Source organism: Bradyrhizobium sp. USDA3010 (assembly GCF_056429065.1).
The window spans coordinates 28,819-51,545 of the sequence record NZ_JBWJZD010000008.1 but is presented as its reverse complement, the minus strand read 5'-3'; the positions used below and the strand labels follow the sequence as shown (position 1 = coordinate 51,545).

Here is a 22,727-nt window from a genome sequence, read left to right as displayed (position 1 = left end):
CGCCCTAGCCCAGCAGGTTGGCGACGTGCTGGAACCAGACGACCAGCGGTCCCGGAAGGTAGATGCCCGCAGTCAGCACCAGCGCGAAATGCGCGAACATCGGCAAATAGGACGCATCCGCCGGAGCGGCATTGCCGCGCGGCTCGCCGAACGCAAGGCTGGTCAGGCGCAGGATCAGCGCGCCGAAGGCGAGCAGCAGGCCGAAGACCAGCGGAATAGCGAGCAGCGGCTGGCGTGCAAAGGTGGAACTGACGATCAGAAATTCGCTCATGAAGATGCCGAGCGGCGGCAGGCCGGCGATCGCGACCACGCCGATCACGAGACTCCAGCCGAGGGCCGGATGGGTTTCAGTCAGGCCGCGAATGTTGGCGATCCGCTGCGTGCCCTTCACCTGCGCGATGTGGCCGACGGCGTAGAAGATCCCCGACTTGGTGAGGCTGTGCATCACCATGTGCAGCAGGCCGGCAAAGTTGGCGAGGGGGCCACCCATCCCGAACGCAAACACGATGATGCCCATGTGCTCGATCGAGGAATAGGCGAACAGCCGTTTGATGTCGCGGCGGCGGTAAAGCATGAAGGCTGCGAACAGCAGCGAGGTCAGCCCCATCGTCACCATCAGCGGGCCCGGCGATATCGCATCCGGATTGGCGGCGAGCAGGATCTTGAACCGGAGCACAGCGTAGAGCGCAACGTTGAGCAAGAGGCCGGAGAGCACGGCGGAGATCGGGGTCGGGCCCTCGGCATGGGCATCCGGAAGCCAGGCGTGCAGCGGCGCCAGGCCGACCTTGGTGCCGTATCCGAGCAGCAGGAAGATGAAGGCGACATTGAGCAATGCCGGATCGAAGGTTGCGGCACGGCTGATCAACACCGTCCACACCATGGCGTCCTGGCCCTCGCCGATGACCGGCCGCGCCGCCATGTACACCAGGATCGTGCCGAACAGCGCGAGCGCGATACCGACGCTGCCGAGGATGAAATACTTCCAGGCGGCCTCCAGCGCCGCGTGGGTCCGGTAGATGCCGACCATCAGGACGGTGGTCAGCGTGGCGACCTCGACTGCGACCCACATCAGGCCGATATTGTTCGACACGAATGCGAGGTTCATGCCGAACATCATGACCTGAAACATGGCATGGTAGAATCGCAGATAGCCCGGCGTCAGCCGCCCCGTCTCGAGTTCGTGGGCGATATAGCTCGCGCTGAACACGCTGGTCGTGAATCCCACGAAGGTGTTGAGCACGATGAAGACGATGTTGAGATCGTCGATCAGCAGGTAGTGGCCGGGCTGCGGGCGCTCGATCACGAGTAGCGAAACTGCGGCCAGCAAGGTGCCGAGACTGGCCAGGATATTGAGCCCCGCGGTCAGCCGGTAGCCGGGCAGCGCCGCAAGCACGGCCGCGGCACAGATCGGTATCAGCAGAACCCAGGCGACGGCATCCGATGCCGCAGTCATCGCCGCTCTCCCCTGAATTCATCGAGCGCACCGACGTCGACGGTGTCGAACCGCTCCCGAATCCGGAACAGGAACACGCCGATGACGATGAATGCGATCAGGATCGAAAACGCGACGCTGATCTCCACGACGAGCGGCATACCCTTGGCGCCGGTCGCGGCCAGCACCAAGCCGTTCTCCAGCGACATGAAGCCGACGACCTGGCTGACGGCGTTGCGCCGCGTCACCATGACAAGCAATCCCAGCAGCACCACCGACAGCGCGAAGGCGAGGTCTTCCCTCGCCAGCGGATCGGCCGCGCCGGTTACCCGGAGCATCAGCACCATGGAGAGGGCGACGAGCCCCATGCCCGCCAGCATGGTCAGGCCGATACCCACCGCGGTCTCGATATCGCGATGAATCCCGAGTTGCTTGACGATCCGGTGCAGAGCCACCGGGATGATGATCGCCTTGAAGACCAGCGCGATCGCCGCCGTCACATAGAGATGCGGTGCGTTCTGGACGAACGCCTGCCAGGCGACCGAAAGCGCGAGCACCACTGCATGAAGCGCGAAGATGTTCAGCAGCGCATAGAGACGGTCCTGGTACAGCATCATGAAGCTGATCAGCACGAGCCCGCCGGCGAGTAGATGGGCGATGTCGAAGGCGAGGTTGGACATCAGAAACCCCGCGACACGAAACGGAGAAGCGTTCCAAGCAGGCCGAGCATGAGCGCAGCGCCAAGGAAGTCGGGAACACGGAAAACCCGCATCTTCGCCGTCGCGGTCTCGAACACGGCGAGGAGGAAGGCTGCGATCGCAAGCTTGACGATGTAGGCGGCGACGCTCACCAGATAGGACAGCGGACCTGCGCCTTCGGTGGTGATCTGCCACGGGAAGAACACGCAGATGATCAGGGAGATGTACAGCAGCAGCTTGAGAAAGGCGCCGAACTCGATCATGGCGAGGTGACGCCCGGAATACTCGAGGATCATCGCCTCGTGCACCATGGTCAGCTCCAGATGCGTCGCCGGGTTGTCGACCGGGATGCGGGCGTTTTCGGCAAGCGCCACCATGATGAGGGCAATCATCGCCATGCCGAGCGAGACGCGCAGTCCCACTTCGGACGACGCCATGAAGGTCGCGACCGTCGACAGCTGGGTGGAGCCGGCAATCAGCGCGACGCAGAACACCATCAACAACATGGCGGGCTCGGCCAATGCAGCGATCATCACCTCGCGGCTGGAGCCGATGCCGCCGAAGCTGGTGCCGACATCCATGCCGGCAAGTGCGAGGAAGAAGCGCGCGCTGCCGAGCAGGGCGACGATCGCGATCAGGTCGGCGCTCCAGTTGAATTCCAAGCCGGTCGCAAATGTCGGGACCAGCGCCGCGGCGACCCAGATGGCCGCGAACGTTATGTAGGGCGTGACACGGAACAGCCAGGACGCGTTTTCGGCGAGGACGACCTCTTTGCGAAGCAGCCGCAGCAGGTCGCGGTAGGGCTGGAAGATCGACGCACCTTTCCGGCGCAACAGGCGGGCCTTGACCTTGCGCACAACGCCGGTCAGGAGCGGCGCGAGCAGCAGCACCAGCGTCATCTGGCCGAACTGAACGAGGATGTCCGAGATCACGACCATATTGCGAGCGCCAGCAGCAATGTGATGAGGGTTGCGAAGACCAGACTGAGGTAGCGGCGGATGGTCAGGAACTGGAGCTGGTTCAGCCGATCGGCGCAAAACCAAACGACGTCAGTCACCGGCGTGTACAGCCGCTCCCAGACCAGATCGTGCATATCGACCCTGAAGCGGGCCGGCCGCAGTTCGCCCGGCGCAGGCATGTCGACATGCTCGCGGGCCTGGAAAACCAACGTGCCGAACACGCGGCGGATCGGCTGGACGAAGCTCGCCCCGGAATACTGCGCCGCCGGTGTCGGATCGGTGAAGCCACAACCCCAGGCCGGTCCGCGCCGGATCGCGCGCGACGCGAAGCGATGGATGAAATACACCGCAAGCGACGCCGCGGCCGTGATGAAAGCAAAGACGAGCAATCCGTTGTAGGAACTGCGGCTCTCCTCGATCGGCACGATCGAGAGCCAGGGGTCGTTCGCCTGAACCGGCATCCGGTGGCCGATCATGGCCATCGTGACCGGCGAGAGCGCGTCGATCACCAGGCCCGGCAGAATGCCGGCGAGGAAGCAGAGCAGGGCGAGGCTGAACATCGCGGCAAGCGAATAGCGATCGACTTCGCCGGCGGCTTGCGCGGCCGGGCTCCGCGCGCGGCCGAGGAACGTGATTCCGAAGGCCTTGACGAAGCATGCGGCGGCGAGCGCTGCCGCCAGCGCCAACAGGGCGCCGACTGCGGGCACCATGATCTTCAGTAGCCATTGCGGAAGATCGGGACTCTGCAGGACGGCCTGAAACATCAGCCATTCGGAGACGAACCCGTTGAACGGCGGAAGCGCCGAGATCGCAACGCAGCCGACGAGAAAGACGAAGCTGGTGAGCGGCATGCGGTGGATCAGGCCGCCCAGCTTCTCCATGTCGCGTTCGCCGGTCGACGTCAGCACGGCGCCGGCGCCGAAGAACAGCAGGCTCTTGAAGAACGAATGGTTGAGCACGTGGAACAGCGCGGCCGTGAAGGCGAGGGCCGCTGCCAGGCCGAGGCCGTTCGCCTGAAATGCCAGCGCCAGGCCGAGGCTTGCGAAGATGACGCCGATGTTCTCGATCGTGCTGTAGGCGAGCAGGCGCTTGAGATCCTTTTCCATCAGCGCATAGAGGATCCCCATCACAGCGGTCGCGCCACCGAGGACCAGCACCACGACACCCGCCGACCAGCTTGGCGGCCCGAGCAGATCGAACACGACCCGGATGAAGCCGTAGATTGCGACCTTGGTCATCACCCCGCTCATCAGCGCCGAGACATGGCTCGGTGCTGCGGGATGGGCCAGCGGCAGCCACACGTGCAACGGAACCAGGCCGGCTTTCGATCCGGCGCCGAGCAGCATCAGCGCGAGCACCAGGGCGGCTTCGGACGGGGTGTGCTGGGCGCTGCGGATGGCCGCAAAGCTGTAGCTGCCGCCAGCTCCCGACAGCAGGCCGAAAGCGAGCAACAAAGCCAGCGTTCCGAAGCTTGCCATGACGAGATAGACGTAGCCCGCGCGTGCATTGTCCGCATCGCGGTGGTGCGCCATCACGAGCGCCCAGGACGCGAGCGACATGAATTCCCAGCACAAGAGGTAGGTGAACGCGTCGTCGGCCAGCACAACGAGGTTCATTCCGGCCAGGAACGCCGGAAAGAACGGAAGGATGCGCTGTGGTGCGGATTCGTGACTGCCATAGCCGAGGCCATATAGACTTGCAGCCGCACCGCCGAGATTGACCACGCCGAGAAAGAATGCGGCAAGCGCGTCGAGGCGGAAATGCGATCCCAGCCACGGCAAGCCGATCGGCAGTATCAGTTCTGTCGCACTGGCGTGGGAGATGAGCGAGAACAGGGCTCCGGCCAATGCGACCAGCGAAATCGCAAAGGTCGCGCCGTAGATGATGGCTGTCGATCGGCGCGATCGGCTCGTTGCGATCGCGAGAGCGGTCGTTCCCAGCAGTGCGGCAACACACCAGACCTGCTGAGTGACCGCCTGGATCATGTCTGCACCTTCGGCGAGCCGGATCCGGCCTTCAGTCGCACGCCGCGGCCGCCGCCGCTGCTGACGGCTCCCTCGTTGATGACTTCGACGCCGGCGGTGCCGAGCGCATCGATCAGTTTCATGAGCGAGTCGACATTGCCGCGAATGGTGCCCTCGCTCGCCTCCATGCGCTGGATGGTCGGCACCGAAAGTCCGGACAGCTCGGCGAGCTGCCTTTGGTCGATGCCAAGCAAGGCTCTGGCAGCCCGTAGCTGCGCCGCGGTGATCATCGATCGAAGCCGTCGATTGAGGGGCGAGTCTATTTGAATATCATTTATATACATCAAGTAATGATGCGACAAGTCCAATAAATGATGTTCCATACATCAATTCTAGCGTAGCCCATCAATTCGGGCGCGCATCCGCGCCGACGACCATGCGCTGATGCGCTTCAGTTGGCGATCTTCCGGTAGATGTCCGCGGCGCGGCGCAGCAGGCGGCTCTTGCGCTTGCGCTCATGCACGCGCTGATGCTTCGCCTTGCGCTCGTCGGCGCGCCGCGCGAGGGCATCGGCACTCTCGATCAGCGCGCGACGGACCTCGTCATCGTTCAATTCGCCGAGCAGTTGCTGTCCCTTGCGCAGATGCTTGAGGACCGTCCGCCATGACGCGTATTCGTCGGGGGGCAATCCGCCTTCCGAGAACTCGATGGCGTAGCGCAGCCGCTTGCTGGCGAGACGGACGCGGTGGCGCTTGTTCTTGCCCATGCCCTGCAGCCCGCGGCTCTTCTGGCACAGCTTGCCATGCCAGCGAGCCAGCCGGCGCGCATGAAACACCGACACCGGCACCGCTCGCCGTTGCGCGGCACGGCGGTTCTGCCGCGTGGTCCAGGGGCCGCTGCCGACCCAGTCCCACATGCCGTCGAACCATTGCCAGTAACGGTCGCTTTGCAAGGCTTCCTTGAGCGCTTCGAACGCATCGGTTCGCGCTGTCTGGAGCATGCGCTCTTCCGGCAGCCCTTTGCTGTTGTCGATCGCAACGTCGAGGTCGCGCGTTGCGCTGAGATAAGCGCGCAGCCATTTCAACTCGGATTTCAACCGCGTCCATTCGGAGTCCGCCACCATCGGGCCGTAGAAGGCGATCGCCGCCTTCAGCCGCGTCAGTGCAATGCGGGTCTGATGGAGCGCTGTGGGATCGCCGGAGCTCAGCGCCTCGTGGTTGGTTGCGACTTCCTCGAGGCATTCGGACAGGATCAGGCGAAACGCGGTCTCACAGCGCATGGCTTCGCTGAGATGGCGTAACCGCTTTGGGCGGACGACGCGCTCCCGGTCCGAACTTGCCGCTGACGTCATGACACTCTCGTGACCCCGCCCGAGCCGCAATGCAAACCACGGCCCCCGGATCGAAGATTTCCCGTTTGACCGTTGTCGATCAAGGGTTTTCTGCTGGAGCGCAGTGCAGCGATCCGGCGACGCGATCAAAATGTCGCAATCGAAGCGGTTGAGAGGGCTCATCTTCGCATTTTACGGTCCTTGGACGCCGGTGCATTGAGGCGCCGCAAAAAGGCAAACGGATATCGCCAGATATTTCGCACGCGAAATATCTTGATATTTCGCGTGCGAAATATATAACAGCGGCATGAGAGCGGAACACCGGCTGATCTTTCTTCTGACCGTGGCCTATCGGCGGCTGCAGCGCACCATCGAGCAGGAGACGGCCGCGCACGATCTGACGTCCGCGCAGGCGGGCGTGCTGTTCTTTCTCGGGCGTAATGACGGCGCGCTGATCGGCGACGTCTCGCAGGCGCTCGACATCGTGCCGTCGGCGATGACCGGGCTCGCCGACCGGATGGAGCGTGCGGGCCTCGTCAAGCGCCGGCGCGACGGTGAGGACGGGCGCAGCCAGCGGCTCCATCTGACCGCGGCGGGGCAGGAGCTCGGCAAGCGCGCCGCAACGCGGACCAGGGTGATCAACAATCGCCTGATGGACGGCTTTTCGGAAGCCGAGATCGACGTGGTGTCGCGCTGGCTGACCAGCCTGCAAGCGAAATTTCCGAAAGACAAAGATGGCTAGCGCGTTTTCAAGCGAAATGGGGACCGGTTCGCGTCAAGAAAACGCGTCAAACAACAAGCAAGCAACAGGAGTGAGAGATGAGTGAAGTGGTCGTAGCGCTGGACGGTGGCGTTCTTACCGTGACGATGGCGCGTCCGGACAAGAAGAATGCGATCACCAACGCGATGTACGGCGCGATGGCCGACGCGCTCGAACGCGCGGAAAGCGATTCCGCGATCCGCGCCGTGCTGCTCCAGGGCGACGGCGACAGCTTTACCGCAGGCAATGATCTCGCCGATTTCGCGGCGGTGTCGCGCGGCGTGCAGGGCGAGCGTCACGTGACGCGCTTCCTTAGCTGTCTTGCCAAGGCGACGCGGCCGCTGGTTGCCGCCGTGCAGGGCAATGCCGTCGGCATCGGCACCACCATGCTGCTGCATTGCGACCTCGTCTACCTCGCGCCGACCGCGCGGCTGATCACGCCGTTCGTCAATCTCGCGCTGGTGCCCGAGGCGGCGTCGACCTATCTGCTGCCGCAGCGCATCGGCTATGCGCGGGCCTATGCGATGTTCGCGCTCGGCGAGCCGGTCGAGGCGGAGACCGCGGTCTCCATCGGTCTCGCCAACGCCGTGGTGCCGCTTGCGGATCTCCGCGCCAGGGCCCGCGCGGCGGCGGACGCACTGGCGAAGCGGCCGTTCGGCTCGCTCCAGCACACCAAGGCGTTGATGCGTGATCCCGCCAGGATCAGCGCGCAAATGGCGCGCGAGGGCGAAATCTTCCAGCAGCGGCTGATGAGCGCGGAAGCGCGCGAGGCCTTTGCCGCCTTTGCCGAGCGGCGGCAGCCTGACTTCTCCAAGATCGCCGGGTAAGCCAAGTTGGGGCCGCCACGCGCGGGCGGCCCCATCGCTTTGGGGTTGACGGCTTCGCCGGTATCGAACATCTCGTGTCAGGGCATGGCGCAACCGGCGAGGCGAGGCATGAGCGACAGTCATACGCTGCGCGGCGATGGAATTGCCGCGACCATTCTGGCGCATGGCGCCGAATTGTCGTCGCTCAGGAATATCGAGGGCACCGAGTTGCTGTGGCAGGCTGGCCCGCAATGGCCGCGCCATGCACCGATCCTGTTCCCGATCGTCGGCCGGTTGAAGAACGACACGCTGCGTCACCATGGCAAGACCTATCCGATGACGCAGCACGGCCTTGCGCGGGATCGCCGCTTTGTCTGGCTGGAGCAGGGACCGCGATCCTGCAAGCTCGCGCTCACCGACGATGAGGAAACGCCGGCACGCTATCCGTTCGCGTTCAGGCTCGAGGTCACTTACACCGTTGATGGCACCGATCTCGATGTCGCCTTCGATATCATCAACACCGGCGACGAGATGCTGCCGGCCTCGCTCGGTGGTCATCCCGCCTTCAACTGGCCGTTGGTGCCGGGGCTGCCGAAGGAGGCTTACACGCTGACCTTCGGCAAGACTGAACTTGCGCCGATCCGGCGGCTGAAGGATGGATTGATGCGGCCGCAGCCCGAACCCAATCCGGTCAAGGGCAGAACGCTCGCACTGTCGGAGGAGCTGTTCGATGACGACGCGATGGTCTTCGATCAGGTCGCAAGTACATCGATCCTCTTCACGGCGACACTAGGCCCGGCAGCAGCCACACAAGGCCCCGCGATCGAGATGTCGTGGCGCGGCTTCCGCGAGCTCGGCATCTGGTCGAAGGTCGGCGGCGCGCCGTTCCTCTGCATCGAGCCGTGGCACGGCTTTGCCAGCCCCGCGGAATTCGACGGCGAGTTCGCGGACAAGCCCGGCTTGATGCAGATCGCGCCGGGCGCGCGTCGGTCGCTGGGCTATCGCATTCGCGTGAGCTGATCGAAGGTCAGATCAATGCGCGCGGGAGCTGAGCGCGCTGGTGATCGCGCCCACCGATGGCGGGTTTTCATGCGCCCAGGCCTCATGCGCGGCCAGATCGCGGTAGTGCTCGGCCATGCGCAGCAGCCGCTCGCGAATGCCGGCATCTTCCTCGCCCTTGGCCTGATCGGCCAGCTGTGCGGCGCGCTCGAGAAGCGTTTTCGGATCGATCACGACAGGCTCCAAATCCGGTTTCCTAGAGCGTTTTCGAGCGAAGTGGATACCGCCTCGCGTGAAGAAAACGCTAGAGCCCCGCTCCGATTCAATCGGAGCGGAAAAGGCTCTAGCGGACAACTGTCATAGTCAAGCACAGTTCCTGCCACGCTTTGATGACGGCGCGTTCAGAGTTGGAACAAGCCAAGCCCCTCCATGACGTCGCGCCTGGTACGCTCCGTAATCTCCCGCGCTTTCAGGGTTCCGCGCCTGATCACCTCAGTGACGTGGTCGCGATCATTGGCCAGCTCGGCGCGCCGTGCCCGGATCGGTGCGATCAGGGCTTGCAGGATATCCTCCAGCCGCCGCTTGACGGTCGTATCGCCGAGACCGCCGCGCCGATAGCGCGCCTTCAGTTCCGCGACGGCGTCGTGATCGTCGTCGAACGCGTCGAGATAGGTGAAGACGACATTGCCCTCGACCTTGCCGGGGTCGGCGACACGCAGATGATCGGGGTCAGTGAATATCGCGCGCACAGCGGCCGAGATGTCATCGGGCGAGGCCGAGAGTGGAATCGCATTGCCCGCGGACTTGCTCATCTTCGCGCGTCCATCGACGCCGGGCAGCCGTCCCGCGCGCGGGATGATGGCTTCGGCTTCCTGCAGCAGCGTACGGCCCGCCAGTGCGTTGACCCGCCGGACGATCTCGTTGGTCTGCTCGATCAGGGGCGCCTGATCCTCGCCGACCGGCACGATTGTGGCGCGAAACGCGGTGATATCGGCGGCCTGCGCCACCGGGTAGCACAGGAAGCCCGCGGGGATGTCGCGTCCGAAACCGCGCGCGCGGATCTCGTCCTTGATTGTGGGATTGCGTTCCAGCCGCGCGACGGTGACGAGGTTGAGGTAGAGCATCGACAGTTCCGCCAACGCCGGTAGCTGCGATTGCAGGCAGATCGATGTTCGCTCGGGATCGATCCCGACGGCAAGATAGTCCAGCGCGACCTCGATGACGCTGCTGCGGACCTTGCCGACGTTGTGCGCATTGTCGGTCAGCGCCTGCATGTCGGCCAGCAGCAAGAACTGCTCATGGCTGTCCTGAAACGCCAGGCGGCTTCGGAGCGAACCGGCGTAATGGCCGAGATGCAGCGGACCGGTGGTGCGGTCGCCGGTGAGGATGATCGGTTTGGTCATTTGTATCTCCATTCGGTTGAATGGGGACACCGCATGCGGGCTGGATGGAGCCAAACAAAAAGGCCGCCCAATGCGGCGGCCCCGAAAATGCATGAACGCGTTCGGCCCGCCTGTCAGTCGGCGAGCCACCAGAAATTGGCGATGAGGTTCGATCGGTTCATGCCGCAAGCGGTAGGGCAAACCCGCGACGCGGTCAAGGCATCGACGACGCTAGAGCCCTTTCCGTTCCGATTGAAATCGGAACGGGGCTCTTGACGCGTTTTCTTTACGCGAACCGGCACCCACTTCGCTCGAAAACGCTCTAGTTGAACGCCATGCCGCCGCTCATCGCAATCGTCTGTCCGGTCATGTACGGATTGTTGACCAGCAGCATCACCGCCTGCGCGACCTCCTCGGCGGTGCCGAAGCGGCCGATCGGGATCCGGCTGACGAGGCCGCTCTGTCCCTTCATCATGTCGGTCTCGATCAGCGACGGCGCGACGGCATTGACGGTGATGCCTTCCTTGACGAGGCGCGCGGCGTAACCGCGGGTCAGGCCCTCCATCGCCGCCTTCGATGCGTTGTAGTGCGGCCCGATCGCGCCGGCACCGCGTGCAGCGCCGGAGGAGATGTTGACGATGCGGCCCCATTTCCGGGTGCGCATCATCGGCAGCACCGCTTGCGTGCAGAGAAATGCCGATTTGAGGTTGACCGTGATGGTGCGGTCGAAATCCTCTTCGGTGAGGTCGTCGACACCCCTGACGATCGCGATCCCCGCATTGTTGACGAGGATGTCGACCGGACCGAGCTCGGATTTGGCGTGCTCGACCAGGCGGGCGACGGCGGCAGCCTCGGAGACGTCGGCGCCGACAGCGACGGCGCGGCCGCCGGCGGCTGTGATGCCCTTTGCCAGCGTCTCCGCTTCAGCCGAGCGCTCGCGATAATTGACGGCGACGGCGGCGCCGGCTTCCGCCAGCATCTTGACGATGGCCGCGCCGATGCCGCGCGATCCGCCGGTCACCAGCGCCACATGTCCGTGCAGACTGTTTGTCGTCATTGGCCGTCCTCCTTTGCGAGTGCAGAGAGGTTCGCAAAGCGGGAGGCGGGGTGCAACGCAACCTTGCTCAAATCTGCGTTGCCGCGGATGCCATTGCGGCAAAAAACCGGCATCTGGGGCCGGAATCGGCCTTGCGTCCGGCGCGGGCCGGCGGCAATGGTTGGGGCATCATTCCGTCCAGCCCACCCACGAGAGTTCGATGAGCAAACTGATTGTCCGCGCCGGCGAGTTCACCTTTGACGCCCGTTTCGAGGAGCAGCTCGCGCCGAAGACGGTCGCGGCCTTCCGCAAGGCGATGCCGTTCGAGAGCCAGGCGATCCACGTGCGCTGGAGCGGCGAGGGCGTCTGGATGCCGCTCGGCGATCTTGATTTCGGCGTCTCCTACGAGAACCACACCAGCTATCCGGCGCCGGGCCAGATCATCCTCTATCCCGGCGGCATCAGCGAGACCGAGATCCTGCTGGCCTATGGCGGCGTGCACTTCGCCAGCAAGATGGGCCAGCTCGCCGGCAATCATTTCATCACGCTGACCTCGGGGCTGGAGAACCTCACAGCGTTCGGCAAGACCGTGTTGTGGAAGGGCGCGCAGCAGGTCCGTTTCGAGGAAATCTGATGTGACCGAGGCCCGCTATCCGCGCGATCTCCGCGGCTACGGCCGCACGCCGCCCGATCCGAAATGGCCCGACGCTGCGCGTGTCGCCGTGCAGTTCGTGGTCAATTTCGAGGAGGGCGGCGAGAACAACATCCTGCACGGCGATCGTGCCTCGGAAGCGTTTCTGTCCGACGTGCTGGGCGCGCAGCCCTGGGTCGGCCAGCGCCATGCCAATATCGAAACCATGTTCGAATATGGCTCGCGCGCCGGCTTCTGGCGGCTATGGCGGATGTTCACCGAGCGGAAGCTGCCGGCCACGGTGTTCGGCGTCGCGATGGCGCTGAAGCGCAATCCGGATGTCGTCGCGGCGATGCAGGAGGCGGGCTGGGACATTGCGAGCCACAGCCTGCGCTGGGTCGAGCACAAGGACATGTCGGAGGACGAGGAGCGCGCGGAGATCGCGCGCGCCATTGCGGTGCACACCGAGGCGACCGGCGCGCGGCCGCTCGGCTGGTACACCGGCCGCTCCTCGATCAATACGCTGCGGCTTCTGATGGAGGCGGGCGGCCTGCGCTATCTCTGCGATTCCTACGCCGACGATCTGCCGTACTGGATCAAGGCAGCCGGAACCGAGCCGCATCTCGTGATCCCCTACACGCTCGATGCCAACGACATGCGCTTCATCAACGCGCAGGGGTTTGGCGGCGGCGACGAGTTCTACACCTATCTGAAGGACAGTTTTGACGTGCTCTATGCCGAGGGCGCGACTTCACCGAAGATGATGTCGGTCGGGCTGCACTGCCGCGTCGTCGGCCGTCCCGGCCGCGCCGCCGCGCTGATGCGCTTCCTCGATTACATCCAGAAGCACGAACGGGTCTGGGTACCGACCCGGCTCGCGATCGCCGAGCATTGGCACGCCAATCTGAAGCATCTCGCCGCGCAGGCGTTCGAGATCGCCTAGCCCGTTTCCACTTAATAGCTGTTTGACGCAAACATGCCCTCACCCGAAATGCATCGGGTGAATTGCTGCATTGCACCTATATCAGAAGCGATCCCGGCCGCCGCGCGTTAGCGGCCTGCAATGCGGAGCAGGCGGGATCATGCAGGACATCCAGGACATCCTGACCAGGTTGGAACACACATTTCGCTGGGTTCCCGATTGGGTGGTCGGTCTCGGCCTCATCACGGCTGCGATCGCCGTCGCGCTCATCGTTCACTCGATCGCACAGCGCGTCATCCATCGCATGGTCGGGCCGAAGAATTCGGTCGCGCCGCTATTGCTTGACCGGACATCGGGACCGACGCGGCTGGCGCTGTGTCTCGCCGCGGTCGCGTTGGTATTGCCGCTGGCGCCGCTCAACGATTTGCTGCGGCAGACGCTCAGCCATTTCTTCGGCGTCGCCGTCATCGCGCTGGTCGGCTGGATCTCGATCCGCGCCGTCGACATGGCGTCGGCCAGATATCTCGATAGATTTCGCCTCGACGTCGCCGAGAATTTTCTGGCGCGCAAGCACGTGACCCAGGTTCGCGTCTTCAAGCGGGTCACCGACACGCTGATCGTCATCATCGCGGTCTCCACCGCGTTGATGACGTTCGACTCGGTCAGGCAATATGGCGTCAGCTTGTTCGCCTCGGCCGGCGCCGCCGGCCTGATCGTCGGTCTCGCGGCAAGACCGTTGCTGAGCAACCTGATCGCCGGCGTACAGATCGCCGTCACCCAGCCGATCCGGATCGAGGACGCCGTCATCATTGAGAACGAATGGGGTTGGGTCGAGGACATCGCCTCGACCTATGTCGTGATCCGGCTGTGGGACTGGCGGCGCATGGTGGTGCCGTTGTCCTACTTTATCGAGCGTCCGTTCCAGAACTGGACCCGCGACGCGCAATCTCTGATCGGCGCGATCGCGCTGCATGTTGATTACAGCGCCGATGTGCCGGCCATCCGCACGAGGCTGGAGCAGGTGGCCAAGGAGTCGCGGCTTTGGGATGGCGCGGTGGTCAATCTGCAGGTGATCGACACCCACCCGCGCACCATCGAGCTCCGCGCGCTGGTCAGCGCGCGGAATGCGCCGCAGTCCTGGGACCTGCGCTGCGAGATACGGGAGAAGCTGCTGGCGTTCATTCGCGACGAGATGCCGGACGCGCTGCCGCGGGATCGGGCGATCCTGGCGCCCGCCGTCGACGACTTCGGCAGGGCGTTCCTGCGCGCAGCGCCGGCACGGCAGCGCGCGGGCGGGGGCGCCGGCACGTAGCTGATCAGTGTCCGGCCATGTGGCGGCCGATCTCGGTGAGGTCAGCCTCGCTGGCGCGGGCCTCGTGCACGAACGCGCCGTGGAACATCACCACCAGCCGATCCGACAGCTCCAGCAGCTCGTCGAGGTCTTCGCTGACCAGCAGCACCGCGGCGCCGCGGTTGCGGGCGGCCATGATCTCGGCGTGGATCTGCGCCACCGCGGCGAAGTCGAGCCCGAAGCACGGATTGGCGGCGATCAGCACCTCGACGTCGCCCGAGAGTTCGCGCGCCAGCACCGCGCGCTGCACATTGCCGCCCGACAGCGCCGCGATCGGCGTCTCCGGCGTGCGGGTCTTGATCTTGTAACGGTTGATCTTGCGTTCCGCGTCGTCGCGGAACGCCGAGCGGTTCAGCCACCAGCCGCCGCGCGCGAACGGGGCGCGATCGAATTCGCGGAATGCGATGTTGTCGGCGACGCTCATGCCGCCGACGCAGGCGTTCTTCAGCGGCTCTTCCGGCAACAGTGACATCTTGTGGCGGCGCATCTCCTCGCGGCTTGCCGCATAGGCCTCGCCCTGAACGCGGATTACGCCGCCCTCGGCGTCGCGCTGGCCGGCCAGCACCTCGACCAGCTGGCGCTGGCCGTTGCCGGAGACGCCGGCGATGCCGACGATCTCGCCGCTCTTCACCGTCAGCGACACGCCGTGCACCGCGATGGCGCCGGCATCGTCGAGCGCGGTGAGCCTGTCGAGCTCGAGCCGGGGCGCGCCGGTCTCGCCGGTGCGCGGCGGCTGCACGGTCAGCTGTTCGGCGCCGATCATGGTGCGAGCCATCTCGTCCGGGGTAAGATCGGCGACCCGGCCGGTGCCGGCGAGCTTGCCGCGGCGCAGGATCGTGACGTCATCGGCAAACGCCATCACCTCGCGGAACTTGTGCGTGATCATCAGGATGGTCAGTTCGCCCGCGACCACCATCTCGCGCAGCATGCCGAGCACCTCGTCGGCCTCGCCCGGCGTCAGCACCGAGGTCGGCTCGTCCAGGATCAGGAAGCGGCGCTTCAGATAGAGCTGCTTGAGGATCTCGCATTTCTGCCGCTCGCCGGCGGAGATGTCCGAGACTTTTGCGTCGAGTGGCACCTTGAACGGCATCCGCGCCAGGAAAGCCTCGAGCTCCTTCTTTTCCTTGCGCCAGTCAACCACGGCCGGCACGTCGTCGCGTGCCAATACCAGGTTCTCGGCAACCGTCATCGCCGGCACGAGGGTAAAGTGCTGGTAGACCATGCCGAGCCCGAGCGCATGCGCGTTCTTGGGGTTGGCGATGGTTTGCTGGCGGCCGCCGACCAGGATGTCGCCCTCGGTGGCGTGGTAATAGCCCATGATGCATTTCACGAGCGTGCTCTTGCCCGCGCCGTTCTCGCCGAGAAGGGCATGGAACGAGCCGGGCCGCACCTTGAGCTCGACATTGTCGAGCGCTGCGAAGTCGCCGAACCGCATCGTCATGGCGATGGCGTCGACGCCGAACGCGCCTGACGGGGCGGGCGGTTCGCCGATGATCACGACAGCGCCCCGATCAGGTCGGCGGATTTGGCTACTGCGCCGAACACGCCGCCCTGCATCTTGATCATCTTCAGCGCGTGATCGTGATTGCTCCGGTCGGTCGCGCCGCAGCAATCCTCGACCAACACGCATTCGAAGCCGCGGTCATTGGCCTCGCGCATCGTGGTGTGGACGCAGACGTCGGTGGTGATGCCGGTCAGCACGATGTTCTCGATGCCGCGCAGCCGCAGCATCAGCTCGAGGTCGGTGGCGCAGAACGAGCCCTTGCCGGGCTTGTCGATGATTGGCTCGCCTGGCAGCGGTGCGAGGTCGGGGATAATGTCCCAGCCGGGTTCGCCGCGCACCAGGATGCGGCCGCACGGGCCGGGGTCGCCGATGCCGGCGCCGATCTGGCGCGAGCGCCAGCGCTTGTTGTCGGGCAGGTCGGCAAGGTCAGGGCGGTGGCCTTCGCGGGTGTGGATGATGTGAAAACCCTGCGCGCGCATCACCGCGAGCAGTTTCTTGATCGGCTCGATCGGCGCCCGCGTCAGCGAGAGATCGTAGCCCATCTTGTCGACATAGCCGCCGACGCCGCAAAAATCGGTCTGCATGTCGATGATGATGAGCGCGGTGTTTTGCGGCCGCAGGTCGCCATTGTAGGGCCAGGCGTAGGGCTCGGATTTGATGAAGCGCTCGGGCATGGAATGATCTCGCGAGATGCTATCGGGTGATGGACAATTCGGCCGGCGCGCCGGTCAGCGTGCGCTTCGGCGAGCAGGTGATGATCATGATCGCAAGCGTCAGGATGTAGGGCGCGGCATTGAACAAATGGTAGCCGGAGGTGATGCCGACCGATTGCAGCGCAGGCCCGAGCGCGGCGGCGCCGCCGAACGCGAGCGAGGCCCACAGGCACAGCATCGGGTCCCAGCGCGCGAAGATCACCAGTGCCACGGCCGTGATGCCCTGTCCGGAGGAGAGGCCCTCGTTCCAGCTGCCGGGATAGAACAGCGACAGGAACGAGCCGCCGATGCCGGCGAGGAAGCCGCCGACCATGGTGGCGCGCAGCCTGATCAGCAGCACCGAATGGCCCATCGCGCGCGCCGCGTCAGCGCTTTCGCCGGCGGTGCGGATCAACAGGCCCCAGCGCGTGGTCCTGAAGGCCCAATAGAGTAGCGGTGCGATCGCGACGCCGATCAGGAACAGCGCGTTGATGCGCAGCGCCGCGCGCACCTGCGGCACGTCGCTCCACCAGCCGAAATCGATCGCCGGCAGCCGTGCCGCCGTCGGCTCGATCAGCGGCTTGCCGAGGAAGAAGGCAAGGCCGGTGCCGAGCAGCATCAGCGCGATGCCGACTGCGATGTCGTTGACCCGCGGCAGCGAGCAGATGCCGGCATGCAGCGCGCCGAACAAGGCGCCGGTGATCCCCGCCGCGAGCACGCCAAGCCATGGTGAGCCGGAGAGATAGGAGATGCCGTAGGCGCTCATCGCGCCCATCACCAGCGTGCCTTCGAGGCCGAGATTGATGCGGCCACTTCGTTCGGTGATGCATTCGCCGAGGCTGACGAACAGGAATGGCGTCGAGACGCGGATGGCGCCGCCGAACACGGCGAGCGGGACGGTCCAGAGCCCGAGCGAAGCATCCGTCATGTCAGGACTTTCCCTTCAGGAAGCCGATCCGCCCGTAGAGCGCGTCGCTTGCCAGCACGAACACGAAGATGATGCCTTGCAGCACCAGCACTGACGCATCGGGCAGGCCGAGCCGCCGCTGCAACAGGCCGCCGGAGGCCGAGATGCCGCCGAGCAGGATCGCGACCGGAATGATCGCGAGTGGATTCTGTCGCGCCAGGAACGCGACGAGGATGCCGGTGAAGCCGTAGCCAGCGGCGAGGTTGGCGTTGGTGCGGCCCTGCACGGCCGCGACCTCGATCATGCCGGCTAGTCCCGCGCTGCTGCCGGCGAGGAAGCAGACGGTCAGGATCAGCTTGCCGACGGAAAGCCCCACGATCTTGGCGGCGCGGATGTTGCCGCCGGCGACGCGCGCGGCGAAGCCGAAAGTGGTGTGATAGATCAGGATGTAGGCGGCAACTGCGGCGACGAGGCCGAACACCAGGCCCCAATGCACGTCGGTGCCGGGAATGCTGCCGATCATGTTGGCGGCGCCGATCTCGCGCGTCGACGGCTTGTTGAGGCTGGCCGGATCGCGCATCGGCCCCTCGACCAGATGGTTGAGGATGGCAAGCGCGATATAGACCAGCAGCAGGCTCGAGATCGTCTCGTTGACCCCGCGATATTGCCGCAAGCCGCCCGACAGAGTGATCCAGAGGCCGCCACCGATCATGCCCGCGATCACCATGGCGGTCTGCACGACGATCGGTGCTGCGCCCTGCAACGCCAGCGCCGCTGATGTTGCCGACAGCGCGCCGATCAGAAGCGCGCCTTCGCCGCCGATGATCACCATGCCAAGCTGCGCCGGCAGCGCCGTGCACAGCGCGGTCAGGATCAACGGCGCTGCGCGGGTCAGCGTGTTCTGCCAGGAGAACCAGGTGCCGAACGCGCCGTAATACATGTAGAAATAGAGATCGAGCGGGTTCTTGCCGTAGAGCGCGATGAAGCCGCCGAACACCGCGAGCGCGCCGACCAGCGCCGCGCCCGGGATCAGGATGTACTCGATGCTCGCGCCGTAGCGCTGGAGGAAGCCGGGATCGGCGGCCGGCGCAACGCCTGCCGCCTCCACCGATTCCGCCGCCTCGGTCGTCACGCGGTGGCTCCGATCACACCCTCGACGAGATAGTCCATCTTTTCGAGCTCGGGATCCTGCTGGCCGCGGTCGGTGCCGGAAGCGATCACCGTCTTGCCCTTGTTGTCGACGAGCGGGCCCTTGAAGATCGCGTACTCGCCGGACATGAACTTGGCCTTGACGTCGTCGGCATGCTTGCGGGCTTCCGCCGAGACCATCTCGCCATAGGGCGAGACCTTGACGATCTCTTCCTTCAGGCCGCCGCGATAGAAGTTCGGGATTGCCTCACCCGCGGTGATCATCTTGACGAATTTCGGATAGAGCGCTTCCCAGTTCCACTCGGCGCCGGTGAGATAGGCCTTCGGCGCCAGCGGCGACTGGTTGACGTGATAGCCGCACACCATCGCGCCACGGCGCGCGGCGTTCTCGACCATCGTCTTCGGTCCGTCGACATGGCAGGTCAGCACATCGACGCCCTGGTCGATCAGGCTGTTGGTCGCCTCGGCTTCCTTGACCGGCATCGACCAGTCCCCGGTGAAGATCACCTGCGTGGTCGCCTTCGGATTGGCGAGCCGGGCGCCGAGCGTGAACGCGTTGATGTTGCGCAGCACCTGCGGGATCGGCTTGGCCGCGACGAAGCCGAGCTTGCCGCTCTTGGTCGAATAGCCGGCGACGATGCCGGAGATGTATTGCGCCTCGTCGATATAGCCGAAATAGCTGCCGGCGTTCTTCGGGTCCTTGTCGGACCACAGGCCGCCGCAATGCTCGAAATGCATCTTCGGAAACTTGCCCGCCATCTTGACGACGTGCGGGTTGTAATAGCCGAACGAGGTCGGAAACAGCAGCGTGGCGCCATCGAGATTGATCATGGACTCGATGGTCTTCTCGACTGCGTCGGTCTCCGGCACCTTCTCTTCCTCGACCACCTTGATGCCGGGAAGCTTCTTCAGCGCCGCCGCGCCCTGCGCGTGGGCCTGGTTGTAGCCGTAGTCGTCGCGCGACCCGACATAGATGAAGCCGACCGTGGTTTCCGCTGCCGCCGCGCCGCGAACGCCGAGCGTGCTGCCGAGCGCCAATGCCGCGCTTCCCTGCAATAAATGCCTTCTTGAAATCCTGCCAAAATCCATCGCCTGCTCCCTCCGGCGGGGCCGACCCGCCTGTCCTTGTCGCAGCCGCCGTAACGGCGGCGCGTGACGGAGTGTCGCAAGCTTCGTGCCAGAGCACATTTGGCGGTCATGGTTCTGTAAGTGACTGAATATGAATGTGAATAATAATCAATATGGGCGGCCTCCGGAATCGGCAGATTCCAAATTGCCCATTTGGTGAGCGATCAATCGTCGTTGTATGCAATGCCGTTAAGCAGTCGCTAACCCCCGGACGGCCGATGCGAGCCGCGCCCGGGCGGCGTCAGGGCGCCATTTGCCGGCTGGTCAATCGGATCGGGCCTGCTACGAGTGAACCGGGCCCAGGTGCATGGCTGGACTGATGGGAAACAGCATGAGCGAGAAGAAACCGTCCGCGAAATCGTCCTTGAATCCATCCTCCCTTGGCGACGAGATCGTGGCGCGGATCGATCAGCTCGCGGCGATCTCCGAGACGCCGGAGCATCTGGCGCGCGTCTTCCTCACCGACGAGCATCGCAAGGCGGCCGATCTCATCCTGTCCTGGATGCGCGAGGCCGGCATGAGCGCGCATCTCGATGCGATCGGCAATGTCTGCGGCCGCTACGAGGGCGAGCGGCCGGGCCTGCCGGCCCTGATGCTCGGCTCGCATTACGACACCGTGCGCGACGCCGGCAGATGGGACGGCCCGCTCGGCGTCGTCACCGCGATCGCCTGCGTCGCCGATCTGAACCGGCGCGGCAAGCGGCTGCCGTTCGCGATCGAGATCGTGGGCTTTGCCGACGAGGAGGGCGTGCGCTTTGCGTCGACCCTGCTCGGCAGCCGCGCGGTGGCCGGCACGTTCGACGAGAGCGTGCTCAACACCCGCGATCGCGCCGGCACGTCGATGCGCGATGCGCTGATCGCCTTCGGGCTCGACCCCGATCATATCGGCAAGGCGGCACGCGCCCGCCGCGAGCTGCTCGGTTATGTCGAGCTGCACATCGAGCAGGGCCCCGTGCTGGAAGAGAAGGCGCTGCCGGTCGGCGTCGTCACCGCGATTTCAGGTGCGACCCGGCTCGCCGCCAATCTCACCGGCGTCGCCGGTCATGCCGGCACCGTGCCGATGAAGCTGCGGCGCGATGCGCTGACCGGTGCCGCCGAATGCATCGTTGCGATCGAGCAGTTCTGCAAGAGCGATGAAGCCGGCCTGGTCGGCACCGTCGGCTATATCAGCGCCATGCCCGGCGCCACCAACGTGATCCCAGGCAAGGTGTCCTTCACAATGGACGTCCGCTCGCAGAGCGACATGCATCGCAAGCGCGCCGTCGCCGACATCGTGCGTCAGATCGAGGCGATCGCAAAGCGCCGCGAACTCGCCTTGCAGATCGACGTCACCCACGAGAACCGCAGCGTGCCCTGCGCGCCGTGGCTGAAAGCGCAGATCGCCGCGGCGGTCGCCGCCGAGGGCCATGCCGTATTCGAGCTGCCGAGCGGGGCCGGGCACGACGGGATGGCGATGGTCGACGTCGCCGATATCGGCATGATCTTCGTGCGCTGCCGCGGCGGGATCAGCCACAATCCGGCCGAGCATGTCGAACTCGCCGACGCCGACACCGGCGCACGGGTGCTGCTGCGTTTCATCGAGAATTTTTCATCCGCACGGTGCAGTGAATAGCTGAGGCCGCCACGCCTGGTGGCCCGTATGGCGCCAGTCCGCTGTCGCCCGATCCGTGCCGAATCCGGACAGATCAGACCGCCGTTTCCGGCTCGGCCGAGCCTATTTGCGCCCCGGGTCCGAAGCGCTAGACTTGTCCGAACGGGGGGAAGGACATGCGCTCGTCCGTCGTCCAGGACGTTCAGTTCCCGAAACAACCGGCGTTGCAGCTGATCTATGACACTGCACCGATCGGCCTTGCCTATCTCTCTCCCGATTGCCGTTACCTCCAGATCAACCAGCGGCTCACCGAAATCTGCGGCATTTCCGTCGAAGGTCATCTCGGACGCACCGTGCATGATTGCGTGCCCGCATTGGCGACCGCGGTCGAAGGCATCGTTCGCTCGATCATGGAGACCGGAGAGCCCGTGACCGGCGTTGAGGTGTACGGCCAGCGCCCGGGCCACAATGACGAGCGATGCTGGATCACGCATTGGCATCCGCAGCGCGAGCCGAACGGCAGCATCGTCGGAGTCAACGTGGCGGCGGAAGAGATCACCGACCGCAAACGCAGCGAACGCGAGATCCGCGCCGCCCGCGACGCGGCCGAGAAGGCCCTGCATCATCTGCAGGAGACCCAGGCGTCGCTGATCGAGGCGGAAAAGCTCGCGGCGCTTGGCCGGCTGGTGGCCGGTGTCGCGCATGAGATCAACAGTCCGGTCGGCACCAGCCTCACGGTCGCCTCGGTGCTGGAGCAGAAATGCGCCGACTTCGCTGCCGAGGCCGCGCGCGGCAAGCTGAAGCGCTCCAGCCTGAGCGATTTCATCGAGGTCGTCGAAAGCGCATCGGCGCTGCTGGTCGGCAACCTCAAGCGCGCCGCGGATCTGGTGCAATCGTTCAAGCAGGTGGCCGTCGATCGCAGCTATTTCGACCGCAGCCAGTTCGATCTCGGCGAGGTCACCGAGCAGGTGCTCTCGAACCTGCGTCCGGCGTTGCCGAAGAACAATCTGGCGCTCGAGGTCGACTGCCCGTCCGGTCTCGCGATGAACAGCTATCCCGGCCCCTACGGTCAGGCGCTGACCAATTTGTTCGTCAACTCGGTCGCGCATGCCTTTCCGGACGGCAAGGGCGGCACCATCACGATCCGGCTGCGCGCGTCAGGTCAGGACCAGGTGGAAATCCTGTTCGCCGACGACGGCTGCGGGATGAGCCGTGATGTGCTGCGGCAGGCCTTCGATCCATTCTTCACCACGCGCCGCGACATCGGCCGTATCGGGCTCGGCCTCCACATCGTTCACAACATCGTCACGAACCGGTTGGGCGGAGAGCTCCATCTGGATAGTGCTCCGGGCATGGGGACGAGCGTGCGGATCGCGTTGCCGCGCCTGGCGCCGCAGCGCGGGACCGATAGCTGATGCCTCGGGCGCTCAGAAGGAAATACTCCCCGGCATTCGGGCTGGAAAACGTCCTTCCAAGGAACCGGCGC

Annotated in this window: 22 protein-coding genes; 8 read left to right on the top strand and 14 right to left on the bottom strand. The window is 65.0% G+C overall.

The window, feature by feature from the left end; all coding sequences use genetic code 11:
* Positions 1-4: 4 nt before the first annotated feature.
* The 6 genes from AC066Y_RS14875 to AC066Y_RS14850 all read right to left on the bottom strand — a co-directional run bounded on the left by AC066Y_RS14875 (position 5) and on the right by AC066Y_RS14850 (position 6,404).
* Complete coding sequence (locus tag AC066Y_RS14875; RefSeq protein ID WP_478274511.1) at positions 5-1,453, bottom strand: hydrogenase 4 subunit F; 1,449 nt, start codon at positions 1,451-1,453, stop codon at positions 5-7.
* Positions 1,450-2,112, bottom strand: a complete 663-nt coding sequence (locus AC066Y_RS14870) for a hydrogenase-4 component E (RefSeq protein ID WP_478274510.1) — start codon at positions 2,110-2,112, stop codon at positions 1,450-1,452. The genes AC066Y_RS14875 and AC066Y_RS14870 overlap by 4 nt, the downstream gene beginning before the upstream one ends.
* Complete coding sequence (locus tag AC066Y_RS14865; protein ID WP_478274509.1) at positions 2,112-3,068, bottom strand: respiratory chain complex I subunit 1 family protein; 957 nt, start codon at positions 3,066-3,068, stop codon at positions 2,112-2,114. The genes AC066Y_RS14870 and AC066Y_RS14865 overlap by 1 nt, the downstream gene beginning before the upstream one ends.
* Entirely contained in the window at positions 3,059-5,074 is a 2,016-nt protein-coding gene (hyfB, locus tag AC066Y_RS14860) for a hydrogenase 4 subunit B (RefSeq protein ID WP_478274508.1), read from the bottom strand. The genes AC066Y_RS14865 and hyfB overlap by 10 nt, the downstream gene beginning before the upstream one ends.
* Positions 5,071-5,343: a helix-turn-helix domain-containing protein gene (locus AC066Y_RS14855; RefSeq protein ID WP_478274704.1), complete on the bottom strand. Its 273-nt coding sequence runs from the start codon at positions 5,341-5,343 to the stop codon at positions 5,071-5,073. Before AC066Y_RS14855 ends, hyfB begins: the two co-directional genes overlap by 4 nt.
* A gap of 161 nt (positions 5,344-5,504) precedes the next feature.
* Entirely contained in the window at positions 5,505-6,404 is a 900-nt protein-coding gene (locus tag AC066Y_RS14850) for a CHAD domain-containing protein (RefSeq protein ID WP_478274507.1), read from the bottom strand.
* A gap of 286 nt (positions 6,405-6,690) precedes the next feature.
* Between AC066Y_RS14850 and AC066Y_RS14845 the strand changes: the two genes are divergently transcribed.
* From AC066Y_RS14845 to AC066Y_RS14835, 3 genes are all read left to right on the top strand, one after another.
* Positions 6,691-7,125 (top strand): MarR family winged helix-turn-helix transcriptional regulator, encoded by a 435-nt coding sequence (locus AC066Y_RS14845; protein ID WP_478274506.1) that lies wholly within the window; start codon positions 6,691-6,693, stop codon positions 7,123-7,125.
* 77 nt (positions 7,126-7,202) lie between these two features.
* A complete protein-coding gene (locus tag AC066Y_RS14840; RefSeq protein WP_478274505.1) occupies positions 7,203-7,970 on the top strand; it encodes an enoyl-CoA hydratase-related protein in 768 nt (255 codons plus the stop codon).
* Between the two features lie 108 nt (positions 7,971-8,078).
* A complete protein-coding gene (locus tag AC066Y_RS14835; RefSeq protein WP_478274504.1) occupies positions 8,079-8,969 on the top strand; it encodes an aldose 1-epimerase family protein in 891 nt (296 codons plus the stop codon).
* Between the two features lie 12 nt (positions 8,970-8,981).
* On the opposite strand, the gene AC066Y_RS14830 is transcribed toward AC066Y_RS14835, so the two are convergent.
* The 3 genes from AC066Y_RS14830 to AC066Y_RS14820 form a co-directional block, all read right to left on the bottom strand.
* Positions 8,982-9,182 (bottom strand): hypothetical protein, encoded by a 201-nt coding sequence (locus AC066Y_RS14830; RefSeq protein ID WP_478274503.1) that lies wholly within the window; start codon positions 9,180-9,182, stop codon positions 8,982-8,984.
* A gap of 167 nt (positions 9,183-9,349) precedes the next feature.
* A complete protein-coding gene (gene trpS / locus AC066Y_RS14825) occupies positions 9,350-10,351 on the bottom strand; it encodes a tryptophan--tRNA ligase (protein ID WP_478274502.1) in 1,002 nt (333 codons plus the stop codon).
* A gap of 301 nt (positions 10,352-10,652) precedes the next feature.
* Positions 10,653-11,387, bottom strand: coding sequence for an SDR family NAD(P)-dependent oxidoreductase (locus AC066Y_RS14820; protein ID WP_478274501.1), 735 nt, complete (start codon positions 11,385-11,387; stop codon positions 10,653-10,655).
* Between the two features lie 199 nt (positions 11,388-11,586).
* On the opposite strand from AC066Y_RS14820, the gene AC066Y_RS14815 reads away from it, so the two are divergent.
* The 3 genes from AC066Y_RS14815 (at position 11,587) to AC066Y_RS14805 (ending at position 14,231) form a co-directional block, all read left to right on the top strand.
* Entirely contained in the window at positions 11,587-12,000 is a 414-nt protein-coding gene (locus tag AC066Y_RS14815) for a DUF3830 family protein (protein WP_478274500.1), read from the top strand.
* Between the two features lies 1 nt (position 12,001).
* On the top strand, positions 12,002-12,940 hold the full coding sequence (puuE, locus tag AC066Y_RS14810) for an allantoinase PuuE (RefSeq protein WP_478274499.1): 939 nt from the start codon (positions 12,002-12,004) through the stop codon (positions 12,938-12,940).
* A 139-nt stretch (positions 12,941-13,079) separates the two neighbouring features.
* Positions 13,080-14,231 (top strand): mechanosensitive ion channel family protein, encoded by a 1,152-nt coding sequence (locus AC066Y_RS14805; RefSeq protein WP_478274498.1) that lies wholly within the window; start codon positions 13,080-13,082, stop codon positions 14,229-14,231.
* Between the two features lie 4 nt (positions 14,232-14,235).
* Here AC066Y_RS14805 and AC066Y_RS14800 read toward each other — a convergent pair whose 3' ends face one another.
* The 5 genes from AC066Y_RS14800 to AC066Y_RS14780 are packed head-to-tail and all read right to left on the bottom strand — an operon-like array spanning position 14,236 to position 19,611.
* The gene (locus tag AC066Y_RS14800) at positions 14,236-15,768 is read right to left on the bottom strand and encodes an ABC transporter ATP-binding protein (RefSeq protein WP_478274497.1); all 1,533 of its coding nucleotides are present in this window, start codon (positions 15,766-15,768) and stop codon (positions 14,236-14,238) included.
* Positions 15,765-16,448, bottom strand: coding sequence for a biuret amidohydrolase (gene biuH, locus AC066Y_RS14795; protein WP_456724407.1), 684 nt, complete (start codon positions 16,446-16,448; stop codon positions 15,765-15,767). The genes AC066Y_RS14800 and biuH overlap by 4 nt, the downstream gene beginning before the upstream one ends.
* A gap of 19 nt (positions 16,449-16,467) precedes the next feature.
* Positions 16,468-17,394, bottom strand: coding sequence for an ABC transporter permease (locus AC066Y_RS14790; protein WP_478274496.1), 927 nt, complete (start codon positions 17,392-17,394; stop codon positions 16,468-16,470).
* Position 17,395: 1 nt separating this feature from the next.
* A complete protein-coding gene (locus AC066Y_RS14785; protein ID WP_092124844.1) occupies positions 17,396-18,505 on the bottom strand; it encodes an ABC transporter permease in 1,110 nt (369 codons plus the stop codon).
* Entirely contained in the window at positions 18,502-19,611 is a 1,110-nt protein-coding gene (locus AC066Y_RS14780; RefSeq protein WP_092124845.1) for a BMP family ABC transporter substrate-binding protein, read from the bottom strand. The genes AC066Y_RS14785 and AC066Y_RS14780 overlap by 4 nt, the downstream gene beginning before the upstream one ends.
* A gap of 370 nt (positions 19,612-19,981) precedes the next feature.
* On the opposite strand from AC066Y_RS14780, the gene AC066Y_RS14775 reads away from it, so the two are divergent.
* Together AC066Y_RS14775 and AC066Y_RS14770 are read left to right on the top strand one after the other, a co-directional pair.
* Complete coding sequence (locus AC066Y_RS14775) at positions 19,982-21,262, top strand: allantoate amidohydrolase (protein ID WP_478274495.1); 1,281 nt, start codon at positions 19,982-19,984, stop codon at positions 21,260-21,262.
* A 155-nt stretch (positions 21,263-21,417) separates the two neighbouring features.
* On the top strand, positions 21,418-22,656 hold the full coding sequence (locus AC066Y_RS14770) for an ATP-binding protein (protein WP_478274494.1): 1,239 nt from the start codon (positions 21,418-21,420) through the stop codon (positions 22,654-22,656).
* The last annotated feature ends 71 nt before the right edge of the window (positions 22,657-22,727 follow it).